This window comes from Lysobacter sp. GQ73 (assembly GCF_059758755.1).
Window position 1 is genome coordinate 109,669 of record NZ_JCAXEE010000003.1, and the last position, 17,325, is coordinate 126,993.

At 70.8% G+C, this 17,325-nt stretch carries 10 protein-coding genes; 8 read left to right on the forward strand and 2 right to left on the reverse strand.

Annotated features, from left to right (window positions below):
- Positions 1-131: 131 nt before the first annotated feature.
- A complete protein-coding gene (hrpA, locus tag AC6CH2_RS10370) occupies positions 132-4,193 on the forward strand; it encodes an ATP-dependent RNA helicase HrpA (protein WP_498269184.1) in 4,062 nt (1,353 codons plus the stop codon).
- Between the two features lie 84 nt (positions 4,194-4,277).
- Here hrpA and AC6CH2_RS10375 read toward each other — a convergent pair whose 3' ends face one another.
- Both AC6CH2_RS10375 and AC6CH2_RS10380 read right to left on the reverse strand, forming a co-directional pair.
- Positions 4,278-4,757: a hypothetical protein gene (locus AC6CH2_RS10375; protein WP_498269185.1), complete on the reverse strand. Its 480-nt coding sequence runs from the start codon at positions 4,755-4,757 to the stop codon at positions 4,278-4,280.
- Between the two features lie 89 nt (positions 4,758-4,846).
- Entirely contained in the window at positions 4,847-5,371 is a 525-nt protein-coding gene (locus AC6CH2_RS10380; protein ID WP_435396640.1) for a hypothetical protein, read from the reverse strand.
- A gap of 75 nt (positions 5,372-5,446) precedes the next feature.
- On the opposite strand from AC6CH2_RS10380, the gene AC6CH2_RS10385 reads away from it, so the two are divergent.
- The 7 genes from AC6CH2_RS10385 to yoaA all read left to right on the forward strand — a co-directional run bounded on the left by AC6CH2_RS10385 (position 5,447) and on the right by yoaA (position 17,319).
- A complete protein-coding gene (locus AC6CH2_RS10385) occupies positions 5,447-7,633 on the forward strand; it encodes a RelA/SpoT family protein (protein ID WP_498269186.1) in 2,187 nt (728 codons plus the stop codon).
- A gap of 237 nt (positions 7,634-7,870) precedes the next feature.
- Positions 7,871-9,493 (forward strand): hypothetical protein, encoded by a 1,623-nt coding sequence (locus AC6CH2_RS10390; protein ID WP_498269187.1) that lies wholly within the window; start codon positions 7,871-7,873, stop codon positions 9,491-9,493.
- Between the two features lie 211 nt (positions 9,494-9,704).
- Complete coding sequence (locus AC6CH2_RS10395) at positions 9,705-10,712, forward strand: glycosyltransferase family 2 protein (protein ID WP_498269188.1); 1,008 nt, start codon at positions 9,705-9,707, stop codon at positions 10,710-10,712.
- A 1-nt stretch (position 10,713) separates the two neighbouring features.
- Positions 10,714-11,658, forward strand: a complete 945-nt coding sequence (locus AC6CH2_RS10400; protein ID WP_498269189.1) for a glycosyltransferase family 2 protein — start codon at positions 10,714-10,716, stop codon at positions 11,656-11,658.
- Positions 11,659-12,143: 485 nt separating this feature from the next.
- Complete coding sequence (gene mrcB / locus AC6CH2_RS10405; protein ID WP_498269190.1) at positions 12,144-14,555, forward strand: penicillin-binding protein 1B; 2,412 nt, start codon at positions 12,144-12,146, stop codon at positions 14,553-14,555.
- 3 nt (positions 14,556-14,558) lie between these two features.
- Positions 14,559-15,191, forward strand: a complete 633-nt coding sequence (locus tag AC6CH2_RS10410) for a hypothetical protein (RefSeq protein WP_498269191.1) — start codon at positions 14,559-14,561, stop codon at positions 15,189-15,191.
- A gap of 7 nt (positions 15,192-15,198) precedes the next feature.
- Complete coding sequence (yoaA, locus tag AC6CH2_RS10415; RefSeq protein WP_498269192.1) at positions 15,199-17,319, forward strand: DNA repair helicase YoaA; 2,121 nt, start codon at positions 15,199-15,201, stop codon at positions 17,317-17,319.
- The last annotated feature ends 6 nt before the right edge of the window (positions 17,320-17,325 follow it).

Below are 17,325 nucleotides of genomic sequence, written 5' to 3' on the forward strand. Positions count from 1 at the left end.
GACTCCTTCTCCAATGCGGGCGATCGAGACGGCTCGATCGGGGGTTTTTCGATCAATGCGGCGACAATAGGCGCTGTCGGCCGCGAAGTGAAATGGTTTGTGCCTAGCGCTGCGATACGAACGATCTATCGATGAACAATAGCGATACCCATCAGTCTAGCCATGCGAATGCTAGTGCCGCGTTACGGCAGGCGCGGCACGCGATCGACGGCGCCTTGAGCCGCGACCGCGGCCGCCTGCACGGCCTGTGGTCGCGCTGGAGCGGCAAGCCCGGCGACGCGCGCGCGCGCGCTGCGTTCGAACAGGCGTTGGCGGCGTCGGCGGCGCAGCGCGAAGCGCGCGCGGCCTCGTTGCCGCGCGCGCCGGTCGACCCGGCTTTGCCGATCGCGGCCGAAGCCGAGCGCATCGTCGAGCTGATCCGCCGGCATCCGGTGGTGGTGATCGCCGGCGAGACCGGTTCGGGCAAGACCACCCAGTTGCCGAAGCTGTGCCTGGCCGCCGGGCGCGGCGCCGCCGGCATGATCGGCTGCACCCAGCCGCGCCGCATCGCCGCGCGCGCGGTCGCCCGCCGCGTCGCCGAGGAATTGCAGACCCCGCTCGGCGAGACCGTCGGTTACCAGGTGCGTTTCAACGACCACGTCGGCGAGCGCACCGCGATCAAGTTCATGACCGACGGCATCCTGCTGGCCGAGATCCAGTCGGACCGCTGGCTGTCGGCCTACGACACGATCCTGATCGACGAGGCCCACGAGCGCAGCCTCAACATCGACTTCCTGCTGGGCTATCTGAAGCAGTTGCTGAAGAAGCGGCCCGACCTGAAGGTCATCGTGACCTCGGCGACGATCGACACCGAGCGCTTCGCCGCGCATTTCGACGGCGCGCCGGTGGTCAGCGTCGAGGGCCGCGGCTATCCGGTCACGGTGCGGTATCGGCCGTTGGACGATCCGGGACTCGGGACTCGGGACTCGGGACTCGAAGAAGCGGACCGGCGCGGCTCTTCGAGCCCCGAGCGCGCCGCAAGAAGCGTCAACGACGGCATCGTCGCCGCCTGCGACGAAATCACCCGCGAGGACCCACGCGGCGACGTGCTGATCTTCCTGTCCGGCGAACGCGAAATCCGCGACGCCCACCAGGCGCTGGAGCGGCGCAAGTACCGCGAGACCGAAGTGCTGCCGCTGTACGCGCGGCTGTCGGTGCGCGACCAGGACCGGGTGTTCAACCCCGGGCCGAAGCGCCGCATCGTGCTGGCGACCAACGTCGCCGAGACCTCGCTGACGGTGCCGCGGATCCGCTACGTGGTCGACCCGGGCCTGGCGCGGGTCAAACGCTACAGCCCGCGCGGCAAGCTCGACCGGCTGCACATCGAGCCGATCTCGCAGGCCAGCGCCGACCAGCGCAAGGGCCGCTGCGGCCGCATCAGCGAAGGCACCTGCGTCCGCCTCTACAGCGAGGCCGACTTCGAATCGCGGCCGCGCTATACCGATCCGGAAATCCGCCGCGCCGCGCTGGCCGGGGTGATCCTGCGCATGCTCTCGCTGGGCCTGGGGCATATCGAGGACTTCCCGTTCCTGGAGCCGCCGGACGGTCGCGCCATCGCCGATGGCTGGCAGCAACTCACCGAGCTCGGCGCGGTCGGCGAGGACCGCAAGCTCACCGCCATCGGCCGGACCATGGCGCGGCTGCCGGTCGACGTGAAGCTCGCGCGCATGCTGGTCGCGGCCCACGCCCACGGCTGCCAGCGCGAGATGATCGCGATCGCCGCCTTCCTCGGCATCCAGGACCCGCGCGAGCGCCCCGCCGACCAGCGCGCCGCGGCCGACAACGCGCATGCCGAGTTCGCCGACCCGCGTTCGGAATTCGTCGGCATCCTCAAGCTGTGGGACGCCTACCAGAACGCGCACGAGGAACTGACCCAGTCCAAGCTGCGCAGCTGGTGCGAGAAGCATTTCCTCGGCTTCCTGCGCATGCGCGAGTGGCGCGAGCTGCACCGGCAGCTCAAGCTCGTGTGCGAGGAGACGGGACTGGGGACTGGGGACTCGCGAGAGGTTTCGAGTCCCGAGTCCCGAAACCCGAGTCCCGAAAAATACGCCAGCCTGCACCGCGCCCTGATCGCCGGCCTGCCGACCCAGATCGGGTTCCGCGCCGACCGCGGTTTCTACGACGGCCCGCGCGGGCGCAAGTTCCAGTTGTTCCCCGGCTCGCCGCTGGCCAAGAAGCCGCCGCCGTGGGTGTTGTCGGCGACCTTGCTCGATACCGAGCGGGTGTGGTCGATGACCAACGCCACCATCGAGCCCGACTGGGCGATCCAGGAACTGCCGCACCTGCTCGCGCGCCGCCACCACGACCCGCGCTGGGCGCGCTCGCAGGGGCGGGTGGTCGGCAGCGAGCAGATCAGCCTGTTCGGCCTGGTGCTCGCGCCGAAGCGTCCGATCCACTACGGCGCGCTGTACCCGGAGGAAAGCCGCGCGATCTTCGCCCGCGACGCTCTGGTGACCGGCGAGATCAACACCCGCTCGGCGTTCCTGGCGCGCAACCTCGCTACCCTGGGCAAGGCCCGCGACGAAGAGGCCAAGCAACGCCGCGCCGGCCTGGTCGTCGACGAGGAATGGATGGCGCAGTGGTACCTCGACCGCCTGCCGCCGCAGGTCCACAACGTGCAGGCGCTGGACGCCTGGTACGCCAAGTTGCCGGCGCAGGAAAAGGCCAGGCTGGAGTGGTCGAACGCCGACCTGATGGTCGGCGGCGAAAGCGAGGCCGCGCGGTTCCCTGCGTATCTGCAGCTCGGCAACGCGCGGCTGGCGGTGAGCTACCGGTTCGAGCCGGGCGCGCCCGACGACGGCATGACCCTGGCGGTGCCGCTGCACCTGCTCAACGCGCTCGACCCGGCCCAGCTGTCGTGGCTGGCGCCGGGCTTTGTCGCCGACAAGGCGGCGGCGCTGATCAAAAGCTTGCCGAAAATCCTGCGCCGCAACTTCGTGCCGGCGCCGGATTTCGCCAAAGCCTTCCATGAGGCGCACGCCAAGCCCGAGGCCGACGACCTGGTCGGCACGCTCGCGCGTTTCCTGCGCAAGCTGACCGGGGTCGAGGTGGCAGCGACGGATTTCGACCCGGCCTCGATCGAACCGCATCTGCGCATGAACCTGCGCCTGCTCGAGGTTCCCGACCCGCGCGCCGGCAAGGAAGCCGGCAAAAGCGGCAAGGCCCCGGCCGCGGTGGTGCTGGCCGAGTCGCGCGACCTCGACGAATTGCGCGCGCGCTTCGGCGAACGCGCCGCGCGGGCGTTTGCCGCGCGCGCCGCCGACGGCCTCGGCCAGCGCGGGCTGACTGCATTCCCCGGACAGCCGATCCCGATGTCGGTGCCGGGCGCGGCCGGGGTGCCGGCATTCCCGGCCTTGCACGACGACGGCGACACCGTCTCCTTGCGTGTGCATGCCGAGCGCGAGGCGGCGCTGCGCGCGCATCCGGGCGGGGTGCGGCGTCTGCTGGCCTTGGCGATGGCCGACAAGCTCAAGCAAGCGCGCAAGCAATTGCCGGTGCAGGCCAAAACCGGTCTGTTGTATGCGGCGATCGAATCGGCCGCGCCGCGCCAGAACGGCCTGCGCGACAGCGACCGGTTGCGCGAGGACCTGGTCGACGGCGCCCTGCAATCCCTGCTCGGCGACGACGCCGAGCTGATCGCGGTACGCGATGCGGCGGCCTTCGAGGCCCGCCGCGATGCGGTCGCGCGCAGGCTGTTTCCGGAGGCGACCGAACGCCTGGCCCAGGCCGAGGCGATTCTCGGCGCGGTCGCCGATGTGCGCTCGCGCCTGGAGTCGTCGCTGATGGGCTGGGCCAGCGGCAATCTCGACGACATGCGCGCGCAGCTCGCGCGGCTGACCCCACCGGGCTTCCTGCGCAACGTCGCCACCTCGGCGTTGGCAGAGTACCCGCGTTATCTGAAGGCGCTGGCGGTGCGCAGCGAGCGCGCCTTGCGCGACCCGGTGCGCGACCAGGCGCGGATGCTCGAACTCAAGCCCTTCGTCGAAGCCTTCGACGCCGCCAACGCGGCCGGCCTGGCCGACGCTGCCGGCTGGCAGGCGCTGCGCTGGGAGATCGAGGAACTGCGGGTGTCGCTGTTCGCCCAGGAGCTGGGGGTGCGCGGCGGGGTCTCGCCGAAGAAGCTCGCGCAACGGCTGGCGTCGTTGCGCGGTTGAAGCGCTGAGCGGTTGAAGCCCCGAGCGGTCGCAGCCTTGAGCGGTGAAGCTCTGAGCCGGCGCGCGCCCGCGGGCGCGCCGCGCTCAGTCGAGGCGGCGGACCTTGGCCTTCGGGATCTGGCCTTCGGCTTCGAGGAACCAGCCGCCCATCAGCCCGGGCTTGATGGTGACCTTCGGCGGCGCCACCGGCTTGCCGATGAACAGCGAGCCGTCGGTCACCTGCCAGCGCTGGCCGTTTTCGAGTTCGAACACGGTGCCGCTGGACCAGCCGCGGAACTCGCCCTTGAGCGCGCTGTGTACCGGTTCGACGTCGCCGCGGTCGAGCAGGCCCTTGCGTTGCGAACGCACCGCCTTGGTGGCTTCGGCGACGGCCGCGGTCTGGTCCTGCGACAGCAATTCGTTGAGCAGGGCCAGCTGTTGCGGCGACAGGGTATCTAGCCCGGTGGCCTTCATCTGTTCGGCATTGAAGCGTTGTTCGACCGCGACATAGGGGCGCTCGGCGGCGAACGCGGCGGGCGCGAACGCGAGCAGGACGGCAACGGTCAACGAGGACAGCACACGCATGTCGGACTCCGGACGGGACAGCAGCGAAACGGCGAAGGAGAACGCCGCTGCGCCGACGCCGCAGGGCGTCCGCGCAGCGGCGACATGGATTATTTGACGCGGGTGACCTTGGCGCGGGTGTTGTAGCCGTCGACGGCGAGGAACCAGGCGCCGCCGATCACGCTGGGGCTGATCCGCACTTGCGGCGAATCCAGGTGCACGCCGGGCAGATCGACGCCGTCGACCTGGCGCCATTCCTGGCCGTTGTCGAGCACGTAGACCCGGCCCTGGCCGTAGCCGTCGAACTTGCCGTTGAGGCGGGCGACCACCGCTTCGCGCGAGCCCGAGCCGAGGAAACCGCGGTTCTCGTGCTTGACCAGCTCGCGGGTTTCTTCCTTGGCCTTGACCACGGCCTTGCTGGTCTCGGCGTCGAGGGTGCGGTTGAGCCAGGCGTTCAGATTGGCGAGCTGCTCGGGGCTGAGCTGGTCGAGACCGGCGGCCTTGAACTGCTCGGCGCTCATCTGTTGCTCGATCCTGGACTGGGCGAGGGCGGCCGGCGCGCTCAGCGCCAGGGCGATCGCGACACCAGCGGCGATCAGCAGGGGACGCAATGCGGAAGGGTGAATCGCGGACATCGTGCTGTTCCTCGGGGCGGTTGCTCGCTAGTGTAGTCGCTCGTCCCTTGCGCTTCGAACCTCTTCTCCCCCGTTGTGAACGCGTCTACCGCCGAGTCCCGCCATTCCCCCGCCGACGTGCTGGCCTTGCCCGCGGCGGCGATCATCGCCGGGCCCCTGCGCAAGGCGCTGGAGGCGGCCGCGCAGCAGCCGCAGGCTGGCGAGGGCGCGCTCGATTCGCCCGCCGTCGTCGCCGCCACCCTGGACGCGCTGGCCCTGCTCGACGCCGACAGCGACACGGTCGCTGCAGCGATCCTGCATGCCTACCCGGGCTGGGCGAAGGCCTTGGGGCCGGGCTTCGAACGCGAGCACCCGCTGTTGGCGGCCCTGCTCGACGGCCAGCGCGCCGCCGGCCAGGTCTGGGCGCTGCATGCCGAACAAGGCCGGCGCTCGGGCACCGAAGGCCTGCGCCGGCTGTTGCTGGCGATCGTGCGCGACTTGCGGGTGGTGCCGATCCTGCTGGCGCGGCAACTGGCGCGCATGCGCCATGCCGAACGCCTGCCGCCGGACACCCGCCGCGAACTGGCCGCGCTGACCCGCGACATCCATGCGCCGCTGGCCAACCGGCTCGGCATCTGGCAACTCAAGTGGGAGCTGGAAGACCTGGCCTTCCGTTACCTGGAGCCGCAGACCTACCAGAAGATCGCGCGCCTGCTCGACGAGAAGCGCGGCGACCGCGAGCGCTACATCGAACAGGTCAAGCGCACGCTGCGCGAGGCGATGGCGGCGCAGGGGCTCAAGGCCGAGGTCGCCGGCCGGCCCAAGCACATCTACAGCATCTGGAAGAAGATGCAGCGCAAGGACGTGCCGATCGGCGAGCTCTACGACCTGCGCGCGGTGCGGGTGATGGTCGAGGACCTGGCCTCGTGCTACGCCGCGCTCGGCGTGGTGCACGCGCAGTGGACGCCGATTCCTAGCGAGTTCGACGACTACATCGCCCGGCCCAAGCGCAACGATTACCGTTCGCTGCATACCGCCGTGGTCGGGCCCGAGGGCAAGACCCTGGAAGTGCAGATCCGCACCGAGGAAATGCACCGCCAGGCCGAACTCGGCGTGGCCGCGCACTGGAAATACAAGGAAGTCGGCAGCCACAGCGCCGATGCCGCGTTCGACCGCAAGATCGCCTGGATGCGGCGCCTGCTCGACAGCAAGAGCGAAGGCGGCAGCGACGGCGCCGATGCGGCGCTGGCGAGCGAGCTGGACACCGAACTGGTCGAGGACCGGGTCTACGTGCTGACCCCCAAGGGCGAGGTGATCGACCTGCCGACGGGAGCCACCCCGCTGGATTTCGCCTACCACGTGCACACCGAGGTCGGGCACCGCTGCCGCGGCGCCAAGGTCGACGGCCGCATCGTCCCGCTCGACCACAAGCTGCGCAGCGGCGACCGGGTCGAGATCCTCACCGCCAAGACCGGCGAGCCGCGCCGCGATTGGCTGGTGGCGGCCAACGGTTTCCTGGCCAGCAACCGTTCGCGGGAAAAGGTCCGCAACTGGTTCCACAAGCTCGACCGTTCGCGCAACGAACAGGCCGGGCGCGAACTGCTCGACAAGGAACTGCGCCGGCTCGGCGTGCTCGGCGCCGACCTGGCGCCGGCGCGGGCGCGCTTCAACCTGGCCAACGACGAGGACCTGTACGTGCAGGTCGCGCTGGGCGACATCGGCCCGCACCAGATCGGCCGCGTCCTGCTCGAGCACGAGCGCGCGTTGGCGGCGCCGCCGTCGACCGCGCCGACCTCGACCACCACCGTCCCGCCGGCGCCGCGCAAGACCCCGGGCAAGTCCACCGACTTCACCGTCGAGGGCGTCGGCAACCTGCTGGTGCAGATCTCGCGCTGCTGCCAGCCGCTGCCGGGCGAGCCGATCGCCGGTTACCTGACCCGCGGCCGCGGCGTCAGCGTGCACCGCCCGGACTGCAGCGCCTTCGTCCGGCTCGCCGCGGCCCAGCCGCAGCGCGTGCTGCCGGTCGAATGGGGCCGCAGGGGCAGCGGTTACGAGGTCGACATCGAGGTGCTGGCGCTCGACCGCAAATGGCTGCTCAAGGAAGTCACCAACGTCATCGCCCAGGCCAACGCCCACGTGATCAGCATCCGCAGCGACGTCGAGCGCAGCAGCGCCCAGGTGCGTTTGCGCCTGCGCCTGCGGGTCGCCGACTACGGCCAACTCTCGACCCTGCTCGGCAAGCTGTCCTCGCTGCCGGGCGTGGAGTATGCGCAGCGGCATTGAGTCGTTCGAGCGGTAAGCCTCCGCCTTGGGTAGGAGCGGCGCAAGCCGCGACCGCGAATCGGCGGGCCATCGTGAACCGATCCCGCGCGCGCGGAACCCGCCGAACATCCTAGGGATCCGCACACCCCGAGGATAGCGTCGTAGCTCTCTGCCGCGGTCGCGGCTTGCGCCGCTCCTACCCCGAAGGCAGGTGCGATCCCGGAGGCCACTGGCACACACGAAGAGGACGCGGCAGTCATGCAGCGGCGCTATCCTGTCGCGGTGAAGCACGACCCGCCGTCTCCGTCCGACACCGCCGCCCTGCGTATCGAACCGGTGGCGGGGGACTACAGCGCCTTGGGCTTCGGTCGGGCGCCGCCGCGTGATCGCGACCACGCGCTGCGCGCACGGCGCTGGGCGCTGCGCGCCGCGATCCTGATCGGCGCGGCCTTGCTGCTGACGTTGATCCTGAGCCGGCAGGCCTTGTCGGATTGGCTGTGGCCGGACACCCGCGCGCAAAGTCTGCGCGAAGAGGCGAACCGGGCCCTGGCCGAAGGCCGCCTGAGTTCGGTCGACGGCCACGGCGCGCGCGAGTTGTTCGAGGCCGCGCTGGCGCTCGACCCCGACCGCAGCGACACCCGCGAAGGCCTGGTCAAGGTCGGCCGGGTCGCGCTCGACCAGGCCCGCCAGGCGATCGACGGCGGGCATTTCGATTTCGCCCGGCAACGGCTCGACCTGGCGCGCCAACTGGCGACGCCGCGCGACCAGGTCGAGGCCATGGCGCGCCGGCTGCGCGAACGCGAGGCCGCCCATGCCGGGCTCGACCGGCTGGTCGCCGAAGCCGCCGCCGCACGCGCGCAAGGCCGGCTCGACGGCGCGCCCGATGCGGCCCTGCCGCTGTATCTGCGGGTGCTCGCGCTGCAACCGCAGCGCAACGACGCGCTCGAAGGCCGCGACGACACCCTTGCCGATCTGCTGCAGGCGGCGCGCCAGGCCTTGGCCGACGGCGACCTCGCCGGCGGCGCGCTCGGCATCCAGCGGGTGCAGGCCGCCGACCCCGGCCATGCCGACCTGCCGGATGCGTTGACCTTGCTGGAACGCCATGTCGAACGGCGCCGCCGCGACAGCGACCTGGCCCTGCGCCGGCAGCGTTTCGACGAGGCCCTGGCCGGTTACAGCGACCTGCTCGCGGTGCATGCCGACGACGATGCGGCGCGGCGCGGGCTGGCCGCGGTCGCCAATGCGTATGCGGCGCGCAGCGAGCGCCTCGCCGCGGATTTCCGCGTGACCGAGGCCGAGACCGTGCTGGCGAGCGCGCGCGGCATCGCCGAGAGCGCGGCGATCGAGGTGCCGGCGATCGCGCTGGCCCGGCAGCATCTCGACCGCGCCCGCGAATCGCGCAAGCGTTTCGATCAGCATGCGCCGGCGGCCCAGCGCCAGTCGCTGCGCCGCCTGTTGAGCGAAGCCGTCGCGGCCGAACAGCGCGGCGACCTGTTGACCCCGCCGGGCGACAGCGCCTACGACAAATTGCGCGCGGCCCAGGCGATCGCGCCGCAGGACCCGGCGGTGCGCGCGGCCGCGGCGCGCCTGCTGCCGGCCGCCAAGCGCTGCTTCGACAAGGAACTCAGCGCCAACCGCCTTTCGCGCGCCGGCGAATGCCTGGACGCGCGGCGCGCGCTCGAAGGCGGCGGCGCGCCGGCGCGGGAAGCCGCCGCGCGTCTGGCCCAGCGCTGGATCGCGGTCGGCGACGAACGCCTCGGCGCCGGCGAGTTGCGCGCCGCCCGCAGCGCGCTCGACGCCGCCCGCTCGCTCGACGCCCACGCCGCCGGGATCGAGGAACTCAGCGCCCGCGTGCGCAGCGCCGAGGCGGCTTCGAACTGAGGCGGGCGCGGTCCGGTAGCGATCGTGGCCGTTGTGCCGAGGGCCGCGGCCGCGGCAGCGCGGTTGGGGTCGGGTACAGCGTGCCGGCACCGCCTGAGCGATAATGCCGGGATCCTGCCAGGCCCGATGCTCACTTGCCCTTCGACCCGCCCTTCGCCGCCGTTCGATCTTCGTTGCCGCGGTGCCGCCCGCGCGCCGAGCGCGTGCGGGAATGAGCGCAGCCGAACCGCGCGATGGGGTCGTGGCCGGGATCGCGACCGTGGTGCTGTGCACCTATAACGGTGTGCGCTACCTGCCGGCCCAGCTCGACAGTCTGCTCGCGCAGCAACGGCGGCCGGACCGGATCGTGATCGCCGACGATGCCTCGACCGACGCCACCTGGACCCTGCTCGGCGAATTCGCCCGGCGGGCCGGCGAGCGGGGCATCGAGGTCGACATGCATCGTAATCCGGCCAATCTGGGCTACCTGCGCAACTTCGAGGCAGCGTTGCGGCGCGCCGGCGACGGCATCGTGTTCCTGTGCGACCAGGACGACGTCTGGCACCCGAACAAGCTCCAGGATTTTCTCGAATATTTCCGCCGCCGACCGGCGCTGACCGTGCTGCACGGCGACTCGCGCCTGGTCGACGGCGAAGGCCGGGATCTCCGCCAGCGCATGTTCCAGATCCTGGAGGTCGCCGATTGGGAGCTGGCGGCGTTGCACGCAGGCCGGGGCTTCGACGTGTTGCTTCGGCGCAATATCGTGACCGGCGCGACGATGGCGATGCGACGCGATCTGCTCGATCGCGCGCTGCCGATTCCGGACGGTTGGGTCCACGACGAGTGGCTGGCCCTGATCGCCGCGGCGACCGGCGAAATCGACTGCATCGAGGCGCCGACGGTCGATTACCGCCAGCACGGTGGCAACCAGATCGGCGCACGTCGGCGCACCTTGGTCGAACGGCTCGGGGGCGGCAAGCAGCGGCGCGAGCACATGCAGGCCATGGTCGCCAAGCTCGACTCGCTGCGCCGGCATGTCGATAGCAACCATCTGGAGGTCGGCGCGGACAAACGCGCCGCGATCAACGCACGCTGGGCCCACCTGCGCCTGCGCCTGGCGATGCCGGACGGCTTCGGCCGGCGCCTGCCGTTGATCCGCGAGGAATGGCGCCAGGGCCGGTATCACCGGTATTCGGCTGGGCTGCGCTCGCTGGTCTGCGACCTGCTGGGGCTGCGCTGACATGGCCGCCTCCTTATCGACGGCCGCGCCGCAGCGCATCGACGTCTGCGCCGCCATCGTGACCTATCACCCGCAGATCGACTTGCTCGAACGCGTCATCGCCGCGGTCCGGCATCAGGTCGGGCGCGTGCAGATCTTCGACAACGCCAGCACCGGCGAGGCCCTCGAAGCCTACTTCGCGCGGCTGCGCGGGCAGGGCGTCGAGGTGTTCCGCTCCGAGCGCAACGTCGGCCTGGGCTGTGCGATCAACCACGCCGCGCGCGCCGCGCGCGCTGCCGGGTTCGGCCAGGTGCTGTTGATGGACCAGGACAGCATCGTCGATGCGGACATGGTCGCGGTGCTGATGCAGCACCTGCAGGCCCTGCGCGAACAGGGGCCGGTGGCCGCGGTCGGGCCGCAGTTCCGCGACGAACGCACCGGCGAAGTCGCGCCGTTCGTGCAGATCGGCTTCCCGATGAACCGCAAGCTCTACGGCGGGCCGGGGCAGGTGGTCGACTGCGATTTCCTGATCACCTCGGGCACCTTGCTGCCGCTGGACGTGCTCGACACGGTCGGCGGCATGGACGAGGGCTTGTTCATCGACAACGTCGACATCGAGTGGAGTTCGCGCGCGCGCCATCGCGGCTATCGCCTGTACGGCATCTGCGATGCGCGCATGCAGCACCGCATCGGCGACCTGGTCCAGGTCTCCCGTCTGGTTCCGTACCGCACCGTCGTGCACAGCCCGACCCGGCTGTACTACATGATGCGCAACCGCGTGCTGCTGTACCGCCGCGCCGAAGTGCCGCGCCGCTGGATGGCGCAGGATCTGCCGCGCCTGGTCCTGAAATTCGTCGGCACGGCCTTGTTGCTGAAACCGCGGCTGGCCTATCTGCGCGCGATGCTGCGCGGCCTACGCGACGGTGCGCGCGGGCGAGACGGCGCGATGCCAAGCGAGTTCGGCTGAAACCGGAGCCGGCGCACCCGCCCAAGCGCACCGTCGCCCCCGCCACGCCCCGCGAGCGAACCTGCGATCGCGGCAGGTAGCATCGCCGGCCGGTTGGTTCGGCTGAAACCGGAGCCGACGCACCCGCCCAAGCGCCCGTCGCACGCGCCACGGCCCGCGAGCAAACCTGCGGTCGCGGCAGGCGCCATCGCAGGCCGGTTGGTTCGGCTGAAACCGAAGCCGACGCACCCGCCCAAGCGCCCCGTCGCCCGCCGTCCTGCCGGCCTGCGCGATGCCAGCAGGCGCGCCCATCCCGCCGCAAGCCCATCCCCGCCTGCGAAGCCCGGCGAGCCGCCGCCTCCAAGGCCGAGCGGCGCCCGTCGCCACCGGCCCCACCTCAGTCTGCATTCACCGGGTCTGAACGCCGATGCCGCCGCCGCAGGGGCCCGGGCACGGCTCCCGGATGCCTGCGCTAGACTTGCCGAGACTCCCTGTGTTGCATATCCGTGGCCCGAATCGATTACGACGAAGACGAGGTCGACAACGACCGCGATGACAGCAACGGCCCGGCGCCGACCTGGCGCCGCCGGCTGGTGACCTGGGCCCTGGCCGCGGTCGGCCTGGGGCTCGGTTTCCTGATTCCGTACACCCTCTATCTCAATCACGAAGTCGGCCAGCGCTTCGGCCAGTTGCGCTGGCAGATCCCGACCCGGGTCTATGCGCGCCCGCTCGAACTGGCGCCCGGCCTGGCCCTGGACCCGGGCACGCTGAAGACCGAACTCGACGCCGCCTCGTACCGCGAGGACGGCGGTGCGCGTCCCGGCACCTATGCGCGCGAGGGCGGCCGCTTCACTATCGCCAGCCGCGGCTTCAACGACGTCGACGGCGCGGTGCCGGCGCGGCGCATCGAAGTGGTGGTGTCCGGCGGCCGCGTCGCCAGCGTGCGCGATCTGACCTCGCGCAAATCGCTGAAGACCACCCGCCTGGACCCGGCGCGCATCGCCACCCTGTACGGACAGAAGCAGGAAGAGCGCCGGCTGGTGCGGATCGAGGAAGTGCCCGAGTTGCTGGTCACCGGCCTGCAGGCGGTCGAGGACCGCGACTTCGCCCACCACATGGGCATCGACCTCAGCGGCATGGCGCGCGCGGCGTTCAAGAACGTCGCCGCCGGCCGCGCCAAGCAGGGCGCCAGCACCCTGACCCAGCAGCTCGCGCGCAGCGGCCTGCTCGGCATCGGCCAGGAACAGACCCTGACCCGCAAGGGCAAGGAAATCATCTACGCGCTGCTGATGGAGGCGCGCTACGACAAGCGCACCATCCTCGAGGCGTACTTCAACCAGGTCTATCTCGGCCAGCGCGGCTCGCAGGCCATCCACGGCGTCGCCGCGGCGTCCGAGTTCTGGTTCGGCCGCGACCTGCGCGAGCTCAGCACCGAACAGATCGCGCTGTTGATCGGCATCGTCCGCGGCCCGTCCTACTACGACCCGCGGCGCAACCCCGAGCGCGCGCTGGAGCGGCGCAATTTCGTCCTCGGCGAAATGCATGAAACCCAGCTGATCGACGACAAGGAATTCCAGCGTGCGCTGAAGACGCCGCTCGGCATCACCCAGAACCCTGGCAACATCGCCGCCAACCGTTTCCCGGCTTATGTCGACCTGGTCCGCCGCCAACTGGCCCGCGACTACCCGGCCGATGCGCTCGCCGGCGCCGGCCTCAGCGTGATGAGCGGCATGTCGCCGTCGGCCCAGGCACAGGCCGAAGGCGCGGTCGCGCGCACCCTCAAGAGCCTCGACGGCAAGCGCCGCCCGCCGCTGCAGGCCGGCCTGGTCGTCACCGACGTGCACAACGGCGAAGTGGTCGCGGTGGTCGGCAGCCGCGAGTTCACCCAGCACGGGTTCAACCGCGCAGTCGAAGCGCAGCGCCCGGTCGGCTCGTTGCTGAAGCCGTTCGTGTACCTGCTGGCGTTGGCTCAGCCGAGCGAATTCAGCCTGGCCTCGTGGGTCGACGACTCGCCGGTCACGGTCAAGCTCGGCCGCGGCCGCAATTGGAACCCGGGCAATTCCGACGGGCGCAGCCACGGTCTGGTGCGGATGATCGATGCGCTGGCCATGTCCTATAACCAGGCCACCGTGCGGATCGGCATGAAGGTCGCGCCGGAACGCGTGGCCGACCTGATCAAGACCCTGGCCGGCATCGAAGCGCCGAACAACCCATCGTTGATCCTCGGTGCGGTCGACCAGAGTCCGTACGCGATGGCGCAGCTGTACCAGTTCCTCGCCTCGGGCGGCGAAATCCAGCCGCTGCATGCGGTGCGCGGCGTACTCGGCAACGACGGCAAGGCGGTCAAGCGCTACGACACGGAACCGGCGCCGGCGCAGGAAGGCGACGCGATCGCCGCGCGCCTGATCACCATCGCCCTGCAGCAGGCGGTCAGCAACGGCACCGGCCGGCAGTTGATCGGCGACGGCCTCGGCCGACTCTCGCCGGCGGGCAAGACCGGCACCAGCAACGACGGCCGCGACAGCTGGTTCGCCGGCTGGACCGGCGACCACCTGGCGGTGATCTGGGTCGGCAACGACCAGAACCAGACCACCGGCCTGTACGGCGCGACCGGTGCGATGCGGGTGTGGTCGGCGATCTTCTCGCGCCTGCCGACCGCGCCGCTCAAGGTCACCGACAAGGGCCTGGATTGGCAGTCGGTGATCGGCACCCACGCCACCGACGCCAGCTGTGCCGGTGCGCGCCGCTTCCCGTTCGTGGCCGGTTACGCGCCGCAATACGCTCCGTGCCCGGCGCCGCAGACCGAAGGCGAATCCTCCGGCGGCGGTTGGCGCGAATGGTTCGGCCTGGGCAAGGACAACGAAGAACCCGCGCGCGAACCGGAGCCGTCTCCCGATTCCCCGCCCCCGGAGCAGTAAGTCATGCATTGCAGTGAATCCACCGGCGCCTTCCCCCGAGGGGCCCGGCGCAAAGGCGTCGTCCTGGTCGCGCTGGCCTGCCTGGCCAGCGCCTGCGCGGTCGCGCCGCCGCAGCCCACCCAGTTGGCCGAAGCGAATTTCAACGGCGAGGCCGCGGTCGCCGCGGTGCGCGCCGCCGCCGGCGGCGCCGCGCGCGAGCTCGACGTGCAGCCGATCCGCGACCCACAAGTCGAGGACCTGCGGCAGCAGGCCGCGCAGCTGGAACGCGCCCGCAAGTACGCCGAAGCCGCCGCCGCGCTCGACCAGGCCCTGCAGATCAACGCCGCCGACCCGGCCCTGCTGCAGGAACGCGCCGAGGCGGCGCTGCTGCAGCACCGTCTCGACGACGCCGAGCGTTATGCGCAGAAGGCGTTCGATTCCGGCTCCCAGATCGGCCCGCTGTGCCGCCGTCATTGGGCGACCATCGCCCAGGTGCGCCAGGCCAAGCTCGACGGGGTCGGCGCGGCGATGAAACTGGCGCAGAAGCAGGAGCACTACGACGCCCTGGTGCCGCAGCGCAGCCAGCTCACCGAGGCGAAGAAGCAGGCCCAGGCCAAGATCGACGTCTGCACGGTCGCGGCGCCCGCAAGATACTGAGCCGGATATGGAACCCAGCCGCCTTGGCGTAGCCAGTCGTGCCGCGCTGAGCGAGGGCGGCGATCTCGCGCGCAACATCGCCGCGTTCGCGCCGCGCTCGGCCCAGCAGGACCTGTCGGTAGCGATCGCCGACGCCTTCGAATCGCGTACCGCCTTGCTCGCCGAAGCCGGCACCGGCACCGGCAAGACCTTCGCCTACCTGGTCCCGGCCTTGCTGTCGGGGCTCAAGACCATCGTCTCGACCGGTACCCGAGCGCTGCAGGATCAGCTCTACCACCGCGATTTGCCGCGGGTGCGCGACGCGCTGGGCGTCGGCCTGAAGACCGCGCTGCTGAAAGGTCGCGCCAATTATTTGTGCAAGTACCGCACCGAGCAGGCCAAGGGCGAGCCGCGCTTCACCAGCCGCGAATACGCCGCCCAGTTCCAGCGCATCGTCAGCTGGGCCGGGCGCACGCGCATGGGCGATCTGGCCGAACTGGACGCCTTGCCGGAAGATTCGCCGCTGTTGCCCATGGTGACCTCGACCGCGGAAAACTGCCTCGGCAGCGAGTGCCCGATGTTCGGCGACTGCTTCGTGGTCCAGGCGCGCCAGCGCGCCCAGGCCGCCGACCTGGTCGTGGTCAATCATCATCTGCTGCTCGCCGACCTGGCCCTGAAACAGGAAGGCTTCGGCGAAATCCTGCCGGGCGCGCAGGCCTTCGTCGTCGACGAGGCGCATCAGCTGCCCGACCTGGCCTCGCAGTTCTTCGGCGAGGCGATCAGTGCGCGGCCGCTGGTCGAATTGGCGCGCGACGCGCTGGCCGAATGCAAGCAGGTCACCGGCTCGCTCGCGAGCGTGCAGGGGCCGGCGCGCGAACTCGAACAGGCGGTGCGCACGGTGCGCGCGGCGATGGACGAATTGCCGGTGCGCGCGACCCGCCGCCGCGCCGCCGAATTGCCGGAAGTGGAAGCCGCGTTCGATACGCTCGCCGCCGCCCTGCGCGGCATGCGCAGCACGCTGGAACCGTTGCGTGGCGCCGCGCCGGGTTTCGACAGCTGCCATGCCCGGGCCAAGGATTTCGAAGCCAAGCTGCGGCGCTGGCGCGGCCCGACGGTCGCGCGTGCGCCGGTCGAAATCGAGCTCGACGAGGAAGACGACGATTTCGAGCCGCCGCGCCGGCCCGTCGCGGAGGTCGCGGTCGCAGCGGACGACAGCGACGATGCCGTCGACGAGGAAGAGGAAGAGCAGGCGCCGGCCGGCCCCGACAGCAGCGTGCTGTGGTACGAACTGACCGCGCGCGGTTTCCGCCTCAGCCGCACCCCGCTCGATGTCGCCGGCCCCTTGGCCGAACATCGCGAACGCTCGCGCGGATCGTGGGTGTTCACCTCGGCGACCCTGGCGATCGGCGGCCAGTTCCAGCACTACGCGACCAAGCTCGGCCTGGTCGAGCCCAAGACCTTGCTTGCGCCGAGCCCGTTCGACTGGGCCGAGCAAGCGCTGTGCTATCTGCCGACCGGACTGCCCGACCCGGTGGTGCGCCATTACAACGAGAGCATGGTCGACAAGCTGCGGCCGGTGCTCGAAGCCTCCGGCGGCCGCGCCTTCGTCCTGTTCGCCTCGCACCGCGCCTTGCGCGAAGCCGCCGAACTGTTGCGCGGCGGCCCCTGGCCCTTGTTCGTGCAGGGCGAAGCGCCGCGCCATGTGCTGCTGGAACGCTTCCGCGCTTCCGGCAACGGCGTGCTGCTCGGCGCGGCGAGCTTCCGCGAGGGCGTCGACGTGGCCGGCGAGGCGCTCAGCGTGGTGGTGATCGACAAGCTGCCGTTCGCCGCCCCCGACGACCCGGTGTTCGAAGCGCGGCTGGACGCGATCCGCCGCAGCGGCGGCAATCCGTTCCGCGACGAACAACTGCCGCAGGCGGTGATCGCGCTGAAGCAAGGCGCCGGGCGCTTGATCCGCAGCGAAACCGATCGCGGCGTGCTGGTGCTGTGCGACCCGCGCCTGATCTCGAAGAGTTACGGCAAGACCTTCCTGGATTCGCTGCCGCCGTTGCCGCGCACGCGCCGGATCGAGGACGTGGCCGGTTTCTTCGCCGGCGAGCCCTTGCATCTAGAATCGTCCTCGTCGGTCGATGAGGACCACTACCGCTGATCCGCG

Coding starts and splice junctions, on each gene's coding strand:
- AC6CH2_RS10375 (WP_498269185.1), bottom strand. CDS start 4,757: ATGCGTGTGCTGTCCTCGTTGACCGTTGCCGTCCTGCTCGCGTTCGCG.
- AC6CH2_RS10410 (WP_498269191.1), top strand. CDS start 14,559: ATGCATTGCAGTGAATCCACCGGCGCCTTCCCCCGAGGGGCCCGGCGC.
- AC6CH2_RS10400 (WP_498269189.1), top strand. CDS start 10,714: ATGGCCGCCTCCTTATCGACGGCCGCGCCGCAGCGCATCGACGTCTGC.
- AC6CH2_RS10395 (WP_498269188.1), top strand. CDS start 9,705: ATGAGCGCAGCCGAACCGCGCGATGGGGTCGTGGCCGGGATCGCGACC.
- yoaA (WP_498269192.1), top strand. CDS start 15,199: ATGGAACCCAGCCGCCTTGGCGTAGCCAGTCGTGCCGCGCTGAGCGAG.
- hrpA (WP_498269184.1), top strand. CDS start 132: ATGAACAATAGCGATACCCATCAGTCTAGCCATGCGAATGCTAGTGCC.
- AC6CH2_RS10390 (WP_498269187.1), top strand. CDS start 7,871: ATGCAGCGGCGCTATCCTGTCGCGGTGAAGCACGACCCGCCGTCTCCG.
- AC6CH2_RS10380 (WP_435396640.1), bottom strand. CDS start 5,371: ATGTCCGCGATTCACCCTTCCGCATTGCGTCCCCTGCTGATCGCCGCT.